We start from the raw sequence: 16528 nt of genomic DNA on the forward strand, positions 1-16528 counted from the left end.
GGGCGGCAATTCGGCGCGTGGGTCAGTCCGGATGGTGGCAGGCTACGGCGTGGCCTCCTCCGGACGCGGCCAGAAGCGGCGTTTCCACCCGGCAGCGTTCACTCGCCCTTGGGCAGCGCGCCGCGAAGGCGCAGCCCGGTCCAAGATCGAACGGGCTCGGCACCTCTCCGGCCAGGGGCTGGATGCGGCGACGCAGCTTCGGATCGGGCTGGAACGTGCTGTCGAGCAGCGTTCTGGTATAGGGATGGCGTGCCGGCGCGTCGGTATTGGGCAACGCCTCGACGACGCGGCCGAGATACATCACCAGCACTTCGTCGCAGAAATACTTTACCAGCGCGAGGTCATGGGAAATGAACAGGTAGGTCAGGCCCATTTCTTCCTGCAGCCGTTCGAGCAGGCCAACGATCTGGGCCTGGATCGAGACGTCCAGCGAGGCCGTCGGCTCGTCCAGCACCAGAAGTGCGGGCTTCAGCGCAAGCGCACGGGCGATGCCGATGCGCTGCTTCTGGCCGCCCGACAGCTGATGCGGGTAGCTCGATGCTGTCTGAGGGTTGAGCCCGACCATGGTCAGCAATCCGCTGATCATGTCGGATCTCGCGGCTGACGAAAGGCGTACCCCCTGGATCTGGAACGGCTCCATCACCGCGTCGGCAACGGTGTAGCGGGGGTCGATCGCCGAATAGGGGTCCTGGAACACCATCTGCATGCGTGCGCGCAGACGGCGCATCTCGCGCGGGCGCTGCTTCAGCAAATCCAGCCCATCGAAACGGACCGCACCGCTCGATGGTTCGATCAGGCGCAGGATGAGGCGCGCGAGCGTGGACTTTCCACAGCCAGATTCACCGACGACGCCGACAACCCGGCCCTTCGTCATCCGGAACGACACATCGTTGACCGCGTACATCGAGCGGGCCGCGCCGAACAGGCCGCGCTTGCTGGTGTATCGTTTGGACAGCCTGCTGACTTCCAGGAACTCGCTCATCCGACCGCTCCGGCAAAATGGCATGCGGCCGCGCCATCACGGCTGGCTATGAAAGGTGGTGACACGGCAGCGCAGATTGCTTCGGCACGCGGGCAGCGCGGGTGAAAGCGGCAACCCTGCGGATAGTGGGCGACGCTTGGGACGGTACCCTCGATGCCCTTCAAGCGCTGTGCGCCCGCCAATCCGCGTGGGATGCAGCCGATCAGTGCCTTTGTATAGGGATGGCGCGGATCATCGAAAATCGCCGCGACCGTTCCATATTCGACCGCGGTCCCGGCATACATCACCACGACCTTGTCGCAGGCTTGGGCAACAACGCTCATATCGTGGGTAATCAGCACCATGCTTAGACCGCGGTCGCGGATCAGGTCGCTCAGCAATCGGATGATCTGCGCCTGGACGGTGACGTCCAGCGCTGTGGTCGGTTCGTCGGCGATCAGCAGGTCAGGGTCGGCGGCAAGCGCCATGGCGATGACGATGCGCTGCTTCATGCCGCCGGACAATTGGTGGGGGTAAAGGTGATAGATGGAAGCCGGTTCCGGAATCCGCAGTTCGCCAAGCAGTTCGACGGTGCGGTTGCGTGCGGCGGATTTGTCCAGGCCAAGATGCAGCCGTGCCACGACATCGATCTGCGATCCGACCTTTTTCAGAGGATCGAGCGACGTCATCGGATTCTGCGTGATCAGGCCAATGCGGCCACCGCGCAGTTTCCGGTAGGCCGGTTCAGGCAAAGCGGTCAAATCGCTGCCGTCAAAGACCACCGAGCCGCCGGTGATACGCCCGCCGATCAGCGGCAGCAGCCCCATGATGGCCATGGCGGTCAACGACTTTCCCGATCCGGATTCGCCAACCAGTCCCAGCGTCTCACCTTTCTCGAGCGAAAACGATACGCTGGACAATGGCGTGAGCGCGCCGATCGCAACGCGCAGAGCTTCCACTTTCAGGATCGTGCTCATGTTCCGCGCAGCCGTTCGCGGATGTCGAGGGCGCGGATCAACGCATCGCCGAACAGGTTGATGGCAATCACGGTTACGGCGACGACGAGACCGGGAAAGATGATGACCCAGGGTGCCAGGAAAAGCTGCGCGGTGCCGCTGCTCATCATGGCACCCCAGCTTGGCGTGGGCGGCTGCGCGCCAAGGCCGAAGAAGCCGAGCGTCGCCTCCAGGATGATACCGTCGCCGATGGCGAGCATGCCGACCACAATGACTGGCGCAACGGCATTCGGCAGCAGGTGGCGCGATAGGATGTGGGCGGGCGTGGCACCCAGGTTGATGGTTGCCTCTATGAACGTCTCGCGCTTCAGCTGGACGATTTGCGCCCGGGTCAGCCGGGTGAATTGCGCCAGGTAGGCGACGGCTATGGCGAACATCGTGCTGGACAGGCCGGGGCCGATGATCGCCACCAGCATGAGCGCGATCAGGATGTCGGGAAACGACCATGTCAGATCGACGACCGTCATCACGGCGCGTTCGAACAGGCCACCGAAATAGCCGGCGGCTGCGCCGAGCGCCATGCCGACGATCATCGAGAACCCGATGGCTGTTGCGCTGACCGACAGCGAGGTGCGCGCGCCGTACATGACGCGCGAGAGGACATCGCGGCCGAATTCATCGGTGCCCATCAGATGCGGCCAACCCGGCGCGGCGTTGCTGTTGGCCAGATCCTGGATGGTGACATCGAAGGGCGTGATCCACGGCGCCGTTAGCGCGACCACCAGGAGGATCAGGATATAGCCACCCGAAAACAGGCCGAGCGGCGTGGTGAAGGCGCGACCGACGCCGGATTGAGCCAATGCGTTCATGTGGTGGCCTCCCTGACACGAGGGTCCAGCGCGGCCTGGGCGACGTCGCCGATCAGCGTTCCGAGCATCACGGCAAGCGCCAGCATGAGCAGGCATCCCTGCACGACGGGATAATCGCGCTGACCGAGCGCACGGATAAGCAGGCTGCCGAGGCCGGGCCGGCCGAAAACGAATTCGACGGTCACCGCGCCGCCGAGGATCCAGCCAATGCGCAGGGCCAGGATCGTGACGACCGGCAGAAAGGCGTGCGGCAGCAGATGGCGAAACAGGATGGTTGAGCGGGACAGCCCCTTCGCGTGCAAAAGCGTGACAAAATCCTGGCGTGCGATCTCGACCAGCGCCACGCGGGTGACACGGGCCACCAGCGCGATGCCGCCGAAACCGATCGTGAGGACCGGAAGGACAAGAGCCGTCCAGGTCTTGGCGCCGGAGACCGGAAACCAGCCGAGCGTCACCGAAAACAGCAGGATCATCAGCAGCGCCAGCCAGAAGCTGGGCACCGTCGAACCGAGCAGGATGAAAGCCTTGACCACTTGTTCCACGACCGGGTTCTTGGCAACCGCGGAGACGGTGCCGGCGATCATGCCGACGATCGAAGAGAAGGCGAAAGCCAGGGCGCCAAGTGTCAGGCTGTAGGGCAGGTTCTGCCAGATCAGGGCCGAAACCGGGCGGCGCAGTACGATTGCCTCGCCGAAATCTCCGCTCAGGATGCTCCTTATCCATAGCAGGTATTGCTCGACCAGCGTCCGGTCGAGCCCGTATTTCACGGTCATTGCGAGCCGGTCCTCCGGAGACGAGCCGACGCGCATGAGGTTGTCGATCGGATCACCGGGAAGGAGATGAACGACCAGGAAGATTACGACGGAAATTGAGAGGGACACCGGAATGAGCATCAGCAGACGTTGCAGCGTGTATTTGATGATCATCCCGGCTCCTCCGGTGCTTCACTGTTGGTCAAGCGCCGGTAGCGCTGGTTACTGCAGGACCTGCATGTCCATGATGGTCTGCGACCGGAAACGCGGGCCGCGCACCTTTTCTGGAACGCTCACCGTCTTGGGGTTGAAGGCGATATTGGTTGCCGGTTGGTAGATCGGCACGAACAGGAACTGGGACAGAAGATATTCGTGATAGGTCCTGAAATTCGCGATCCGCTCGGCCGAAGTCTTCGAGTTGGTCATGGCGGTTTTGTTCAGTTCGTCGGATTTGGCGTCTTTCCACATCGAGATGTTCGGGTAGCCGAGCCGCGCGCCGCTGAAGAACCAGTCGAGGATGTCGGCGTTGTTCCAATCGTAGCCGCGCACGGCGAGCTGATGGTTGTTCTTCTTGTACTCGTCGCGGATCGTGCTGGAATCGAGCACGGTGATCTCGGCATCCATGCCGATATCCTTGAGCTGTGCCTGCACGACCTGCGTAAGCCGCTTGAACTCCGTATCGTTTTGCGTGAAGAGCTTCACCTTCAGGGGTTGGCCGTCCTTGGCGCGCACGCCGTCGTCGGCCCTTTTCCATCCGGCCTCGTCGAGCAGCGCATTGGCCTTGGCCAGGTCGAAACTGACGTCGAGGCCGGGCTTGACCTGGGATTCAGGAAGCGAGCTGATGAGGAAGTTGTGTGCTTCCTGGCCGACGCCGGCATAGACGCTGTCGAGGATGGCCTTCTGGTTGATCGCCAGGGCTGTGGCCTGGCGGACTTTGATGTCGGTGAACGGCGCCACGGACGTATTGATCGGCATGTAATTGATGCCGGTTCCAGGCATCGTGATGATGGTGGCGGCCTTTTCGCTCTTGATGATCGACAGGAAATCGGTGGGCACGCCGAGCAGCACATCGACGCCGCCGGTCTTCAATTCAAGGAATGCGGTCGACTGATCGGGAATCTCGCGGAAGGTGATCTTGGCGATCTTCGCCGCGCCCTGGTTGACCGACAGGTCCGAATCCCAGGCGTAATCGTCATTGCGGACCAACACGGTCTCGAGCCCTATCGAGAAGCTTTCCAGCTTGAATGGTCCCGTGCCGACAGCGGTGGTGACGCCGTAGTCCTTACCCAGCGCCTTGTAGGATTTGGGGCTGGGCACGCCCATGAAGGAACTGGCGAGGTTGTACAGCATGTTCGGCTCCGGCCGCTTCATGACGAATTTGATGGTCAACGGATCGACGACCACGACCTTGTCGATTGCCTCGACCATGAAGGCATTCTCGGTGCCGGCGAAAGTCGGAATCCAGGCTGCGATCGTCTCGGCGTTGAAGGGCTCGCCGTCATGGAATTTGACGCCGGGATGCAGCTTGAACTCCCAGGTCATGCCGTCAGGGCTTTCCTGCCATGACGTGGCCAGATGCGGGTGGAACGACTGATCGGCATCCTGCTCGATCAGTCGGTCGTAGATCAGCGACGTTGCCGAATTGAGGTTGCTGGAGGTGACCGGATTGTACGAGGTCGCGCCCAGTTCGCCGGCAGGAAGCGCGAAAGTCGCTTCCTGGGCCATTGCCGCCGATGGCAGGCTTGTCATGAAAAGGCCGGCGGACAGAAGCGCCGAGCCTGAGAGAAATGCCTTGGTCATGGTACGCATGTCATTGTTCCCTGTTGTTATGGTTATGGGCTGCGGTAGGTCTCGGATCAGTCTCCCATCGAGGGTCCGGTCGGGTCGCCGACATATCCGGTGAAGCGGCTGTAGAGGCGCGATACCTCATTCATGCGCTGCTCCACCTCGGGGCCAAGCTCGATGAACACGCCGTTGACGAGCAGGTTTGTCAGGCTCGCCATCTGGGCGGTCGATTCCCAGAACAGATTGAATTCCGTCGGGACCACGAACATCTCGTCGACCAGCTCGCGACCCCAGTCGCAGAAGGCGTCGGTGATCAGGGTGGTCGGTATGCCGAGCCCTCGCGCCTCCTGCGCCAGCAGGCGCGCCATGCGCGAGTAGCGCTTGGCCTCGAAGAGAACGAGACAGGACTGCTTGCTGTCGGAGGCCAGAAGTTCGCTGAAATTGCCGCCGGCCAGATCGAGAAGATGGACGCGGTCGCGCAGATACTGCAGCTGATTGACGAAGGTCTGTGCAACACCGCGCTCGGTCTGGAAACCGGAGACAAAGATGGCAGGTGTCGTGGCAAGGCGCTTGACGACACGCTTCCATTCCGGCGTGTGGGCAAGTTCATAGACGGCAACCAGGCCTGCTATTTCGAGCTGCAGCCCGCGCGCCAGCTGGTCCTCTCCGGCAAGCGTTCGGCGCTGCAAATCGCGCAGCCGATCGCTGATCAGCCATGGCCGGTCGCCCAGATCCTGTTTGAGATGATCCTTCAGGTCCTTGAAGCTGGTATAGCCGATGGAGCGGCAGAAGCGTCCGACGGTCGGTTCGCTGACCTCCACCTTGCTCGCGATGCTGCCGGCGGTCTCAAAGGCGAGACTGTTCAGCTGGGCGAGCATGAAACTCGCAATCGCCTTGTCTGCCTTGGACGCGCTGCCCAGGCAATCCGACAGCCGTTGGCGAACCGAACCGATCATGCGCAATTCTCCTCCGCCAATTACAAAGTTATAAATCTTACATGGTGTCAACATATTTTTGTTTTCTTGCATTCTTAGAGGAACTGCACTCTTGTGCGCCGGCGGCGACAGAGCGCCGGATCGAACCGCCAGAACAAACGCGGATAGTGGAGGATCGTCCGTCCGGCGTGCCACGGCACCTGGATAGCGACGCAAGCCAAAGGCCGGGCCGTCATGGACTACGACTATCTTGTCATCGGCGCGGGCATCTCGGGCTCAGCCGCCGCCTATGAACTCGCAGCCCTGGGGACAGTCGCGCTCATCGAGGCCGAATCGACGCCCGGCTACCACAGCACCGGAAGGTCGGCCGCGCTCTTCACACCCAACTACGGCGTCGCCACGGTCCGACGCATCAACAAGACAAGCCAGGCTTTCTTCCTGAACCCGCCAGCCGAATTTTGTGACGGGCCGCTTTTGACCCAACGCGGCATGTTGACGGTGGCCGCTCCCGGCGAGGAAGACCTGCTGGCGCCGATCCTCGATCTGTCGACGGACGGATACGAAATCCGGAAACTGGATGCGGCTGGCACTCTCTCCTTGGCACCGTTGCTTCGCCGCGAACGCGTCGCGGCGTCGGCCTTTGAAAGCGGCGTCATGGACATCGATGTCGCCTCCCTTCACCAGGGTTTCCTGAGCGGCATCAGGCGGCGCGGCGGGCTCGTCCTTTGCGGCAAGCGCATCACAAAACTGGATCACCGCGACGGCCTGTGGAAAGCTTCAGCGAGAGATTTCTCGGTGAAAGGGCGAATTGTCGTCAACGCGGCAGGTGCCTGGGCTGGAGAGATCGGCGACATGGCCGGCGCTGGCCCGATCGGGCTGGTGGCGAAGCGGCGCACGGCAATCATCGTCGACGGACCTCCAGGACTGGACATCGCCAAAATGCCTGCCGTCGACTACGTCGCCGCCGATGCCTACATCAAGCCGGACGCCGGCAGGATCATGGCATCACCGGGCGACCAGACGCCGATCGAACCGCAGGATGTCCAGCCTGACGAATGGGACGTGGCAGTGCTGGTCGATTGGCTGCAGCGCGAGACGCTGGCAACCGTCAGCCATATCGCAAAGCGCTGGGCGGGCCTGCGCTCCTTCGTGGCCGACCAGGCGCCCGTGCTGGGGTACGACGCTGCGGCGCCCGACTTCTTCTGGCTTGCAGGTCAGGGCGGTTATGGAATCATGATGGCCCCGGCCCTTGGCCGTGCCGCAGCCGACCTGATCGTTTCGGGATGCCTGCCTGCCGACCTGCTCGCGAATGGACTATCCGAAAGGGATATTTCGCCGGCGCGTTTGGCGTAGCCGTAGTCGGCTTCCTGGTTCAGGATCAATCCGGCGGTCATGAATTGACCGATCGAACCCGCTTGGAACGAATTTTGATTTCTGGCGGGTTCATATACGAAATCATATTTACATATAAAACAAATCATGGTGATCTTGCCGTCGTGCAATGGCGGCTAAATCGGTTCCGGCGTCCGTCGCTGAGCCTGAATGCCGGCAGATGATGGTGCGCAAAGTGAAATCAACATGATGTCGCGGTCAAGCCAGCCGTGCATTGGTCGGATCCGGGGAGTGCGGCATGCCCTTTGATGTCATCGTTGTCGGAGCCGGCGCCGCCGGGGCTGTTCTTGCCGCCCGGCTAACCGAAGATGCGGCCACGACCGTGCTTTTGCTGGAAGCGGGGCCGGACTACCGGAGCGGCGAGCAGCCTGCCGAGATGGAGAGTCCAAATCCCTTCAACCTGCTGCTTCCCGATCATTTTCAGCAACAATACATGTATCCCGACCTGATGGCTCGCCGCACGAAGTGGCAGGAGCATCGGGTCTACTGGCGCGGCAAGGGGCTTGGTGGTTCGACGGCCGTCAATGGGCAGATTGCCATTCGCGGCGTGCTGCATGCATTCGACCGCTGGGAGGAAATCGGATGCAAGGGCTGGTCGGGAGCCGACGTGCTGCCCTTCTTCTGCCGCCTGGAGGATGACCCGATCGCGGCCAATTTTCACGGCAGCGATGGCCCGATTCCAATCTACCGCGCGCCCGTCGAAAGCTGGGGGAGTGTCGACAAGGCCATGCGGCAAAGCGCGATGGCTCTCGGCCATCCCTGGCATGACGATCTCAATGCTCCGGACGCCGAAGGGGCTTGCACCTATCCGATCAACAGTCGAGACAGTAAGCGCGTGTCGGTCAATGACGGCTATCTGGAAGCTGCCCGCGACCGGCCGAACCTCACCATCATCGGGCAGGCGACGGTCGACAAGGTGCTTTTCGATGGCAAGACGGCGATCGGCGTTTTGGCCATCGTGGCCGGTCAGGTTCGCAAATTCGAGGCGCCGCTGGTCATCCTCTCGGCCGGCGCCATCCACTCTCCGGTCATCCTGCAGCGCTCGGGCATCGGCCCGGCGGCTCTCTTGAACCGAAAGGACATCGAGGTGCTTGCCGACCTGCCGGTCGGCGAAGGATTTTTCGACCATCCTTATTGCCGCATCGAACTGAAGCTGAAGCCCGAATTCAAGGCGACCGATGTCGATGCGCGGCATACCAACTGCTGTGTGCGGATGAGTTCCGGCGTGCTGGGTGCCGAGCGCGACGACATTCTCTACGTCGCCATGAACCATGGCGGCATTGGTGTGGAATCCGACAGCGCCCAGTTTGGCGAGGCCATGGTCAATCTGATCCTGATGGAGGCCAAGAGCCGCGGCACCGTGCAGCTGCGCTCCGCCAATCCCTTCGACCAGCCGATCGTGGAAGAGAACATGCTGGACGATCCGATGGATATTCAGCGCATGCGTATCGCCTATCGCCACCTTGGCGAGATTGCCCGGCAGGCGCCGATCCAGGAGATCGCCGAGCGCGTCCTGCTGGGGGATTCCGATCTGCCTTTGTCATGGCTTGAAACGGCAAGTGACGAAGAGGTCGACAATTTCCTGCTGGCGCAGTCTTCCGATGCGCAGCATGGGATTGGCGGCTGTTGCATGGGACGGCCCGGCGAGGCCGTGGTCGATCCGGAATGCCGGGTCTATGGTTTTGAAGGGCTGCGGGTTATCGATGCGTCGATCATGCCGCTCGATTGCCAGGCAAACACCAACCTCACCTCGATCATGATTGGCGAGAAAATGGCCGACAGGCTGCGCCGATCCATCTGACAGCTCGCTGCCGAACGGCATACGGGCGCGAGGGCAGGCCCGCGCACAAGAGCATGATGCCGAAAAGTGCGAAGCGGTTTTCGGACGACATCATGCGGCTCTAGGCGCGGGCGTTGGGTGTCAGCGAGTGACATCCACGGTGATCGTCTTCAGGTCGCACATTTCCATCAGCGTGTGCCGACCCCCGGTGCGACCGAGGCCGCTCTGCGTCCCGGCTGCGCCGCCGGCAGGGATGTGCGGCTCCCAATAGCAGCTCATCTCGTTGATGTTGACGATGCCGACCTTCAAGCTTTCAGCATAGGCAAAGGCATTCTTGATGGTGCTGGTGAAGACCGCGGCCGACAGGCCGTAGGGGCTGGACGCCGCAAGTTCCATCGCCTCCTCGTCGGTCTCGAAGGTCAGCACGGGTGCAATCGGCCCGAAGGATTCCTCGATATTGAGCAGGCTTTCCCGGGTCAGTCCTGTGACGATCGACGGCTCGAAATAGAGATTGGTGGCAAAACCTGATGCCACATTGCCGCCGGTGACGATATCGGCGCCACGCGCGCGGGCGTCGGCAATGTGGCTGAGCACCTTGTCGACGGCCACCGCATTGTTGATCGGACCCATCGTGGTCGCGGGATCGAAAGGGTCGCCCATTTTTACCTTCGAAGCCGCTTTCACGAGACCTTCGATGAAACGGTCATGGATGGATTTGTGCACCAGCACGCGTTCGGTGGCCGTGCAGATCTGCCCGGCATTGGCAAAGCAGCCGGCTCCCACCTGAGCGGCGGCCATGTCGATATCGGCGTCGGCCAGGACGATGGTCGGACCGTTGCCGCCCATTTCGAGCAGAAGCGGCTTGCCCGCGCCACGCCGGGCGATCGTCGCGCCGGTGGCGGAACTGCCGGTGAAGCCGATGGCATGGGTGCCCGGATGAACGACCGCCTCGTCGCCCACCTCCGCACCGTCACCTAGAACGAGATTGATGACGCCATCCGGCAGGCCCGCCTCGATGAAGCATTCGACAAGTGCCGTGGCAATCAGCGATGTCGTCGGCGCGGGCACCCAGACGACGGTGTTGCCCGTTGCGACGGCCGGTCCGAGATAATAGAGGCAGGGCAGGGCGAGCGGGAAATTCCAGGGCGTGATGATGGCGAAGACGCCCTTCGGCTGCAGGAAGCTGAAGGCGCGCTTGTTGGCATCGGCAAGCGGAAACGCCGCCGTCTCCAGCCACTTCATCTGCTCTGCCGCATTGCGGAAACCCAGAGCTGCTGCCGAGGCCTCGGCCTTTGCCTCGCTGTGGAAGGGCTTGCCCTGTTCCAGGCAGAGCAGGCGCGCCAGTTCCTCGGCGCGCCTGTCGATCGCGTCGGCAATGCGCATGCATAGTTGAGCGCGCGCGAAGGTCCCCATCTTGCGCATGGCCTCGCGTGCGCCTTCGGCGGCTTTCACCGCGCGGCCGACATCGGCGCGGGTGGAAAGTGAGAGATAGCCGAGATGCTCGCCCGTCGATGGGCTGTCGATTTTCAGGAACTTGCCGGAGCTGCCGGCAATCCATTCGCCGCCGATGCGGTTGATGCCGATGCGGGCGGCTGCTTCCGGCTCCGAGACGATCGCCATGCCGCGAAGGTTGGGACCGTCGAGAGAAGATTTGAAATGAACTGTCATCATGCGTTCCTTTGGCCGAATTCGGATTGGATGTTCAAAATGGCAACGCGGCTGCGCTCCACGGCTGCGATGAAAAGTCTGCTGCCGGCCTCTGCGCTCGCCTGCGATGGCGTGCCGATGACGCCGTTGTCGCGGATGGCTTCGAAACGGCGCCAGACGGTGACGGCCGGCGCGGCGTAGAGGTGAGGATCCGGCCAGGATGGCGGGGTCCCGCCTGGCGGGATGAGATCGCGGCGAACGCTGTCGCCAAGCACATGCATCATCAAGGATGTTTCAAGCGCGCAGGCGTGACCTGTGCCCGTGGCGATGTCGGGCAGAGCCTGCGCCGCCACGTCGGCGATGAGATCGAAATACGAGAAACCCGCCGTGACGATGCCGCGCTGGCCAAGGGTGGTGATCGCCAACTGGATGGCGGCGCGGTTTCCGCCGTGGCCGTTCAGCATGACCGGCAGGAAGCCGTCTTCGGCAAGGCAGGTGCAGAGATCGACAAGAACGGCGATGAAGGTCTGCGGGCTGAGGCTCATCGTGCCGGAGAAGGAGCGATGATGCTCGGACGAGCCATAGGCGACAGGTTCGGCGACACGGATGGAGGCCTGTCCTTCCGCTGCGGCAAGAGCAACCGCTTCCGCAAGCCAGCAATCGACGCCGAGCGGCAGATGCGGGCCATGTTGCTCGACGGCGCCGAGCGGCAGAATGACGACGGGTTTATGCACGCCGGCTGTCGCGTGTCTTTCCGTATCCGGCGAGGTCATCAGCGCAAAGCTGGACCCGGGCGGGATCGGCAAGGCCGGAACTGGCTCGCTCATCGTGCGGCCTCGACAAGCCGGGCCTTGGCGTAGGTCATGCCGGAATCGGCCAGAAGAGCGACCATGATGATTGCCCCCTTGTAGAGTTCGAGGCTGGAAGGGTCCGTGCCGAACACCCGAAGCGCCGTCGTCAGCAGGCTGACGATCAGCGCGCCGACGACCGCGCCCCACACCGTTCCCCTGCCGCCGAAAATACTGGTGCCGCCAAGCACGGCCGCGGCGATCGCGTCGAGAAGCAGCGAGGTGCCGCCGATATTGGGCGTCACGACCGGTACCCGGCTGATCATGATCACAGCCGTCAGGAAGACGAAGGTACTGGAGGCGCAATAGACGAGGATCGTGTGTTTCCTCACCGGGATGCCGGCAAGTTCCGCGGCTCCGGCATCCGACCCGAGCGCATAGGTACGCAGCCCGAAGCGGCTGTGCCGCATCAGGATTGCTGCGACGGCGATGATCAGCAGCGTTGCGAAGATGACGTTGGGAATGCCGAAGCTGCGCTCGATGCCGACAGCGCGGAGCGTCGGATCCTTCAGCATCAGGACGCCTTTGGAGGCAACGGCAAGCGTTGCGCCCTGCAACGCGACCATTGTGGCCAGCGTCGTCACGAATGGTGGTATTTTCAACAGGGCAATAACGGCGCCGTTTGCGAGGCCGATCACGACCATCACGGCAAGGCCGATGAGAAGGGCAAGCGGCAGGTCGGCACCGCCGTCGATCAGGCTGGCGATGAAGACGGCACAGAAGGCGACGCCGACGCCAGCGGACAGGTCGATGCCCGCCGTCAGCAGAACGATCAGGGCGCCAAGCGCCAGGATGGCGATCGGGGTCGCCTGTGCGACGATGTTGATGAGGCTGGCAGTCGAAACGATGCGGGCGTCGATGAGCGCGAAGATCGCCAGCAGGATGACCAGCAGGATCAACGGCGAGAGATCGAGAAAGCGCCTGCACCAGATGTTCTGTTGGCGGGTCATGACGGTTCTCTCATCAGATGTGCCAGTCTTCGACCGGTTCGCGCAGGCCTGATTTGACGCTGCGCAGGATTGCATCGTTGACGGCGACGGCGCGCAGGGCATCTCCGACCGGCATCACGAAGGGGGTGTCGTCGCGAACCGCCGAAATGAAATGGTGGACCTCCTCGAAGAGATCCCCGGTGATACGGCCATTGACGGTCGGCCAATGCAGGGCGTCGGGCTGCGACCACTGTCCCCGCGACAGGATGCGCAGACCGTGGTCGCGCACGTCGAGGTCGATCATGCCCTCGGTGCCGATGATTTCCGTGCGAGCCCAGATGCCGGTCGGAGCGGTCGGTGGCAGCGTCCAGCCGAAGTAGAGCTGTCCGCTCATTCCGTTCGATAGCTCGACGGTGGAGAAGATTGCATCTTCCGATTGAACCCCGAGCGAAGGCATGAGCTTGGCGACCGGGCGGGAGTAGACGGCGATGATGTCCGAACCCGAGATCCACTGCAGCGCATCCACGTCGTGGACGCCGAGGTAGAAGCAGACGCTCGAGTTTCCGTTCATGCGAAGACCAACTTCGCGATTGGTGAAACGGCCGCTGCTGCCGTGGATCGGCTCGCCGATCCGCCCGGATTTCACCGCTGCCGCGGCTTCGCAATAGCGCGGGTCGAACCGCAGGATGTGGCCGACCAACAGGCGCGCGCCGCCTTTTTCAGCTGCTTTGGCGATCGCCTTCGCGGCCGAAAGTTTGTGGGCCATCGGCTTTTCGAGCAGCACCGGCTTTCCGGCATCGAGCAGCGTGCGGCAGACGTCTTCATGCAGCGTGTCGGGCGCCGCCACGATATAGGCGTCGGCGGCATTGGCAGTCAGCGCGGCGGCGGCATCGGTGAAATGCCGGACACCGAAATCGGACGCGGCCTTGCTTCCCGTGGCAGTATTCGGATCAACGAATGCCGACAGTTCCGCGACAGGGCTGGCGGCAACCACCTGAGCATGCAGGAGGCCCATGTAGCCGGCACCGACAATGGCGATCTTCAGTTTGCTCAAAGGGCTCTCCCTACAGGCAAGGTGCAAGGCTGGATGCTGGCCGGGGCCGTGCTGGCGGGTGGCGCGATCTTGCGATCACCGAAGGCGTGCATCATCACGTCTTCTTCCGTCGCCCCTCGCGCCAGCGTGCAGACAGAGTGGCCTTCGCGCATGACGACGATGCGGTCGGCAACGCCGAGAACCTCGGGCAACTCGCTCGACACCATGAGGATTGCCGCGCCCTCGGCCTTCAATTTTGCGATCAGGTGATGGAGTTCGGACTTTGCCCCGACGTCGACGCCGCGCGTCGGCTCGTCGAGCAGGATGATTTTCGGCTTGGTGGCAAGCCATTTGCCGATGACCACCTTCTGCTGATTGCCGCCCGAAAGCTCGATGGTCATCTTGTCGGGCTGGGCCGGCCGCACGCCGAGTGAGCCGATGAGATCGCGCGCGAGAGCCAGGATGCGGCGGGGTCTCAGCAGGCCGAAGTAACTGTTGTCGCGAATCCAGGCGAGAGACAGGTTGTCCTTGATCGACATCGCACCGACGAAGCCTTCCAGGTGCCGGTCTTCGGGTATGTAGACGATGCCGGCGCGATTGGCGGCCTTGATGTCACCGCCGGCCTGCAGCGCGCCGAAAATTCTGATCGTGCCGCCATGCATTGTCTCGAGGCCGGCAATCAGCCTGAGCACCTCGGAGCGGCCGCTGCCCATTAGGCCGGCGAGCGCGACGATCTCGCCCCTGCGCACGCTGAGCGTGGCCGACTTCAAGAGCTTGCTGTTGGAGACGTTGCTGATCTCGATGGCGGTTTCGCCGATCTTTGTTTCGAGATAGGGGAAGATGTCGCCGACATCGCGTCCGACCATCATCGAGACGATCTCGGCCTCGTTGGTCTGGCGGGTCTGGCGCTCGCCGATGAAGCGCCCGTCACGCAGAACGACCACGCGGTCGCACTGGCTGAAGATCTCTTCCATCTTGTGGGAGATGTAGAGGATGCCGGCGCCGCGGGTTCTCAGTCTGTCGATCAGCTCGTAGAGCTGGTCGCGTTCGCGGTTGGAGAGCGCGCTGGTCGGTTCGTCCATGATGAAGAACCAGGCATCGGACAGAACGGCACGGGCAATTTCCACCATCTGCTGGCGCCCGACGGAAAGCGTTCGCAGCTCCGCGGCAATGTCGATATCGAGCGACAGCTCGTCCATGATGGCTCTCGCATCGCGCCGCATCCGGGCCCGGTCGAGAAATCCAAGGCGGGTGTGCGGTTCGCGGCCGATGAAAAGATTCTCCGCCACCGTTAGGTCCGGCGAAAGGCTGAAATGCTGATGGATGACGCTGATGCCCTTGGCGTCGCTGGGGGAGTGGAACTGGACGGCGTTGCCGTCGATGACGATCTCTCCCTCGTCCGGGCGATGCAGACCGGAGATGCACTTCACCAGCGTTGATTTCCCCGCCCCGTTCTCGCCGGCAAGTCCGACGACCTCACCAGCCGAGACGGCGAAGCTGACACCGTCGAGCGCCTTGACGCCCGGAAAAGACTTGCCGACGCCGCGCAACGCGATGCTGTGTTTGCCGAGCGGTGTCGCGGCACTGTTGCGGGGTGACGGGATGGACTTGCGGCCACTGGTCCTGAACAGGGCGGCAACACTCTCTGGCTGGCTGGTGAGAACAGCCACCAGAATGAGGCTCGCGGTCACGAAATAGATCAGGATCTGCGGCACCTGCAGGAAGGACAGGCCGGTGTTGATGACGCCCAGCAGCAGCGCCCCGATTGCCGTTCCCCAGATGGAGCCCTGACCACCGGACAGTTTCGTGCCGCCGATGATCGCGGCTGTAATGGCTGTAAATTCAAGCCCGGTGCCAGCAAGCGGCTGTGCCGAACCAAGGCGACCGATGGTGAGGATCGCGCCAAGCCCGGCTGTCGCACCGGCAATCAGGTAGACGGAGATGCGCACGAGGTCGACGGGAACCAGAGAGGCCCGCGCCGCTCCCGCATTGCCGCCGATCGCATAGATCCAGCGTCCGTACACCGTGCGATTGAGCACGAACCACCAGAGGCCCAGGCAGATGGCGGCGATGATGACGGAGACCGGCAGGAGGCCGATTGTCTCGCGTCCCGCGAAGAGCAGGACCGGATCGGCGACCGCGATGCTGGATGCGCCGGAGAGACTGAGCGCCAGGCCGCGCGCAAACGCCATGGTGGCGAGCGTCGCGATGAAGGGGGAGATACCGGCAAAGCCGATCAGCGCTCCGTTGAGCAGACCGATCGCGGCACCGCCACCGATCGCGGCGAGAAGGCTCAAGCTTGCCGAGCCGGTTGCCGTGTAGGCAAGACCCGCGGCGATGCCGGAACAGGCGAGGTTACTGCCGACGGAAATATCGATGCCGCGCGCGATGATCACGGCCGTCATGGCAAAAGAGATGAGGGCGATGACCGCACTCTGCTGCGCGATGCTGACAAGATTGCCGGTCGACAGAAAGCGCGGATCGATCCAGCCGAAGACGGCGATGGCGACCAGCAGCACCGCGATGAGAACCGGTTCGTTGCGCCGCAGAAACGGAGAGGTCCAGGACTGGAACATGGGTCGGTCCTCTTGTCGAGCATCATGCGCGGTCACCGCGGAAGCGGCGACGGCGATCGTCAGGA

General features: G+C 62.8%; 13 protein-coding genes. 2 read left to right on the forward strand and 11 right to left on the reverse strand.

The window, feature by feature from the left end:
• Nucleotides 1-22: 22 nt before the first annotated feature.
• Genes C8D77_RS08840 through C8D77_RS08865 form a run of 6 tightly spaced genes read right to left on the reverse strand, consistent with a single transcriptional unit; the run spans nt 23 to nt 6279 of the window.
• On the reverse strand, nt 23-982 hold the full coding sequence (locus C8D77_RS08840) for an ABC transporter ATP-binding protein (protein ID WP_109661528.1): 960 nt from the start codon (nt 980-982) through the stop codon (nt 23-25).
• Nucleotides 979-1938: an ABC transporter ATP-binding protein gene (locus C8D77_RS08845; RefSeq protein ID WP_109661531.1), complete on the reverse strand. Its 960-nt coding sequence runs from the start codon at nt 1936-1938 to the stop codon at nt 979-981. Before C8D77_RS08845 ends, C8D77_RS08840 begins: the two co-directional genes overlap by 4 nt.
• The gene (locus tag C8D77_RS08850) at nt 1935-2786 is read right to left on the reverse strand and encodes an ABC transporter permease (protein ID WP_109661533.1); all 852 of its coding nucleotides are present in this window, start codon (nt 2784-2786) and stop codon (nt 1935-1937) included. The genes C8D77_RS08845 and C8D77_RS08850 overlap by 4 nt, the downstream gene beginning before the upstream one ends.
• Nucleotides 2783-3712 (reverse strand): ABC transporter permease, encoded by a 930-nt coding sequence (locus C8D77_RS08855; RefSeq protein ID WP_109661535.1) that lies wholly within the window; start codon nt 3710-3712, stop codon nt 2783-2785. Before C8D77_RS08855 ends, C8D77_RS08850 begins: the two co-directional genes overlap by 4 nt.
• A 48-nt stretch (nt 3713-3760) precedes the next feature.
• The gene (locus C8D77_RS08860; RefSeq protein ID WP_109661537.1) at nt 3761-5347 is read right to left on the reverse strand and encodes an ABC transporter substrate-binding protein; all 1587 of its coding nucleotides are present in this window, start codon (nt 5345-5347) and stop codon (nt 3761-3763) included.
• 47 nt (nt 5348-5394) lie between these two features.
• Nucleotides 5395-6279, reverse strand: coding sequence for a MurR/RpiR family transcriptional regulator (locus tag C8D77_RS08865; RefSeq protein WP_109661539.1), 885 nt, complete (start codon nt 6277-6279; stop codon nt 5395-5397).
• 213 nt (nt 6280-6492) lie between these two features.
• Between C8D77_RS08865 and C8D77_RS08870 the strand changes: the two genes are divergently transcribed.
• Both C8D77_RS08870 and C8D77_RS08875 read left to right on the forward strand, forming a co-directional pair.
• On the forward strand, nt 6493-7611 hold the full coding sequence (locus C8D77_RS08870; RefSeq protein ID WP_109661541.1) for an NAD(P)/FAD-dependent oxidoreductase: 1119 nt from the start codon (nt 6493-6495) through the stop codon (nt 7609-7611).
• 277 nt (nt 7612-7888) lie between these two features.
• Nucleotides 7889-9451, forward strand: a complete 1563-nt coding sequence (locus C8D77_RS08875; RefSeq protein WP_109661544.1) for a GMC family oxidoreductase — start codon at nt 7889-7891, stop codon at nt 9449-9451.
• Nucleotides 9452-9571: 120 nt separating this feature from the next.
• On the opposite strand, the gene C8D77_RS08880 is transcribed toward C8D77_RS08875, so the two are convergent.
• From C8D77_RS08880 to C8D77_RS08900, 5 genes are read right to left on the reverse strand one after another with little or no spacing between them, the layout of a single operon-like run.
• Nucleotides 9572-11098 carry an aldehyde dehydrogenase family protein gene (locus C8D77_RS08880; RefSeq protein WP_109663202.1) on the reverse strand — a complete coding sequence of 509 codons (1527 nt, stop codon included), beginning with the start codon at nt 11096-11098 and terminating at the stop codon, nt 9572-9574.
• Complete coding sequence (locus tag C8D77_RS08885; RefSeq protein ID WP_109661546.1) at nt 11098-11904, reverse strand: creatininase family protein; 807 nt, start codon at nt 11902-11904, stop codon at nt 11098-11100. The genes C8D77_RS08880 and C8D77_RS08885 overlap by 1 nt, the downstream gene beginning before the upstream one ends.
• Complete coding sequence (locus tag C8D77_RS08890; RefSeq protein WP_109661549.1) at nt 11901-12875, reverse strand: ABC transporter permease; 975 nt, start codon at nt 12873-12875, stop codon at nt 11901-11903. Before C8D77_RS08890 ends, C8D77_RS08885 begins: the two co-directional genes overlap by 4 nt.
• A 13-nt stretch (nt 12876-12888) precedes the next feature.
• Complete coding sequence (locus C8D77_RS08895; RefSeq protein ID WP_109661551.1) at nt 12889-13908, reverse strand: Gfo/Idh/MocA family protein; 1020 nt, start codon at nt 13906-13908, stop codon at nt 12889-12891.
• Nucleotides 13905-16463: an ATP-binding cassette domain-containing protein gene (locus C8D77_RS08900; protein ID WP_170136710.1), complete on the reverse strand. Its 2559-nt coding sequence runs from the start codon at nt 16461-16463 to the stop codon at nt 13905-13907. Before C8D77_RS08900 ends, C8D77_RS08895 begins: the two co-directional genes overlap by 4 nt.
• Nucleotides 16464-16528 lie beyond the last annotated feature (65 nt).

This window comes from Mesorhizobium loti (genome assembly GCF_003148495.1).
GTDB lineage: Bacteria > Pseudomonadota > Alphaproteobacteria > Rhizobiales > Rhizobiaceae > Mesorhizobium > Mesorhizobium loti.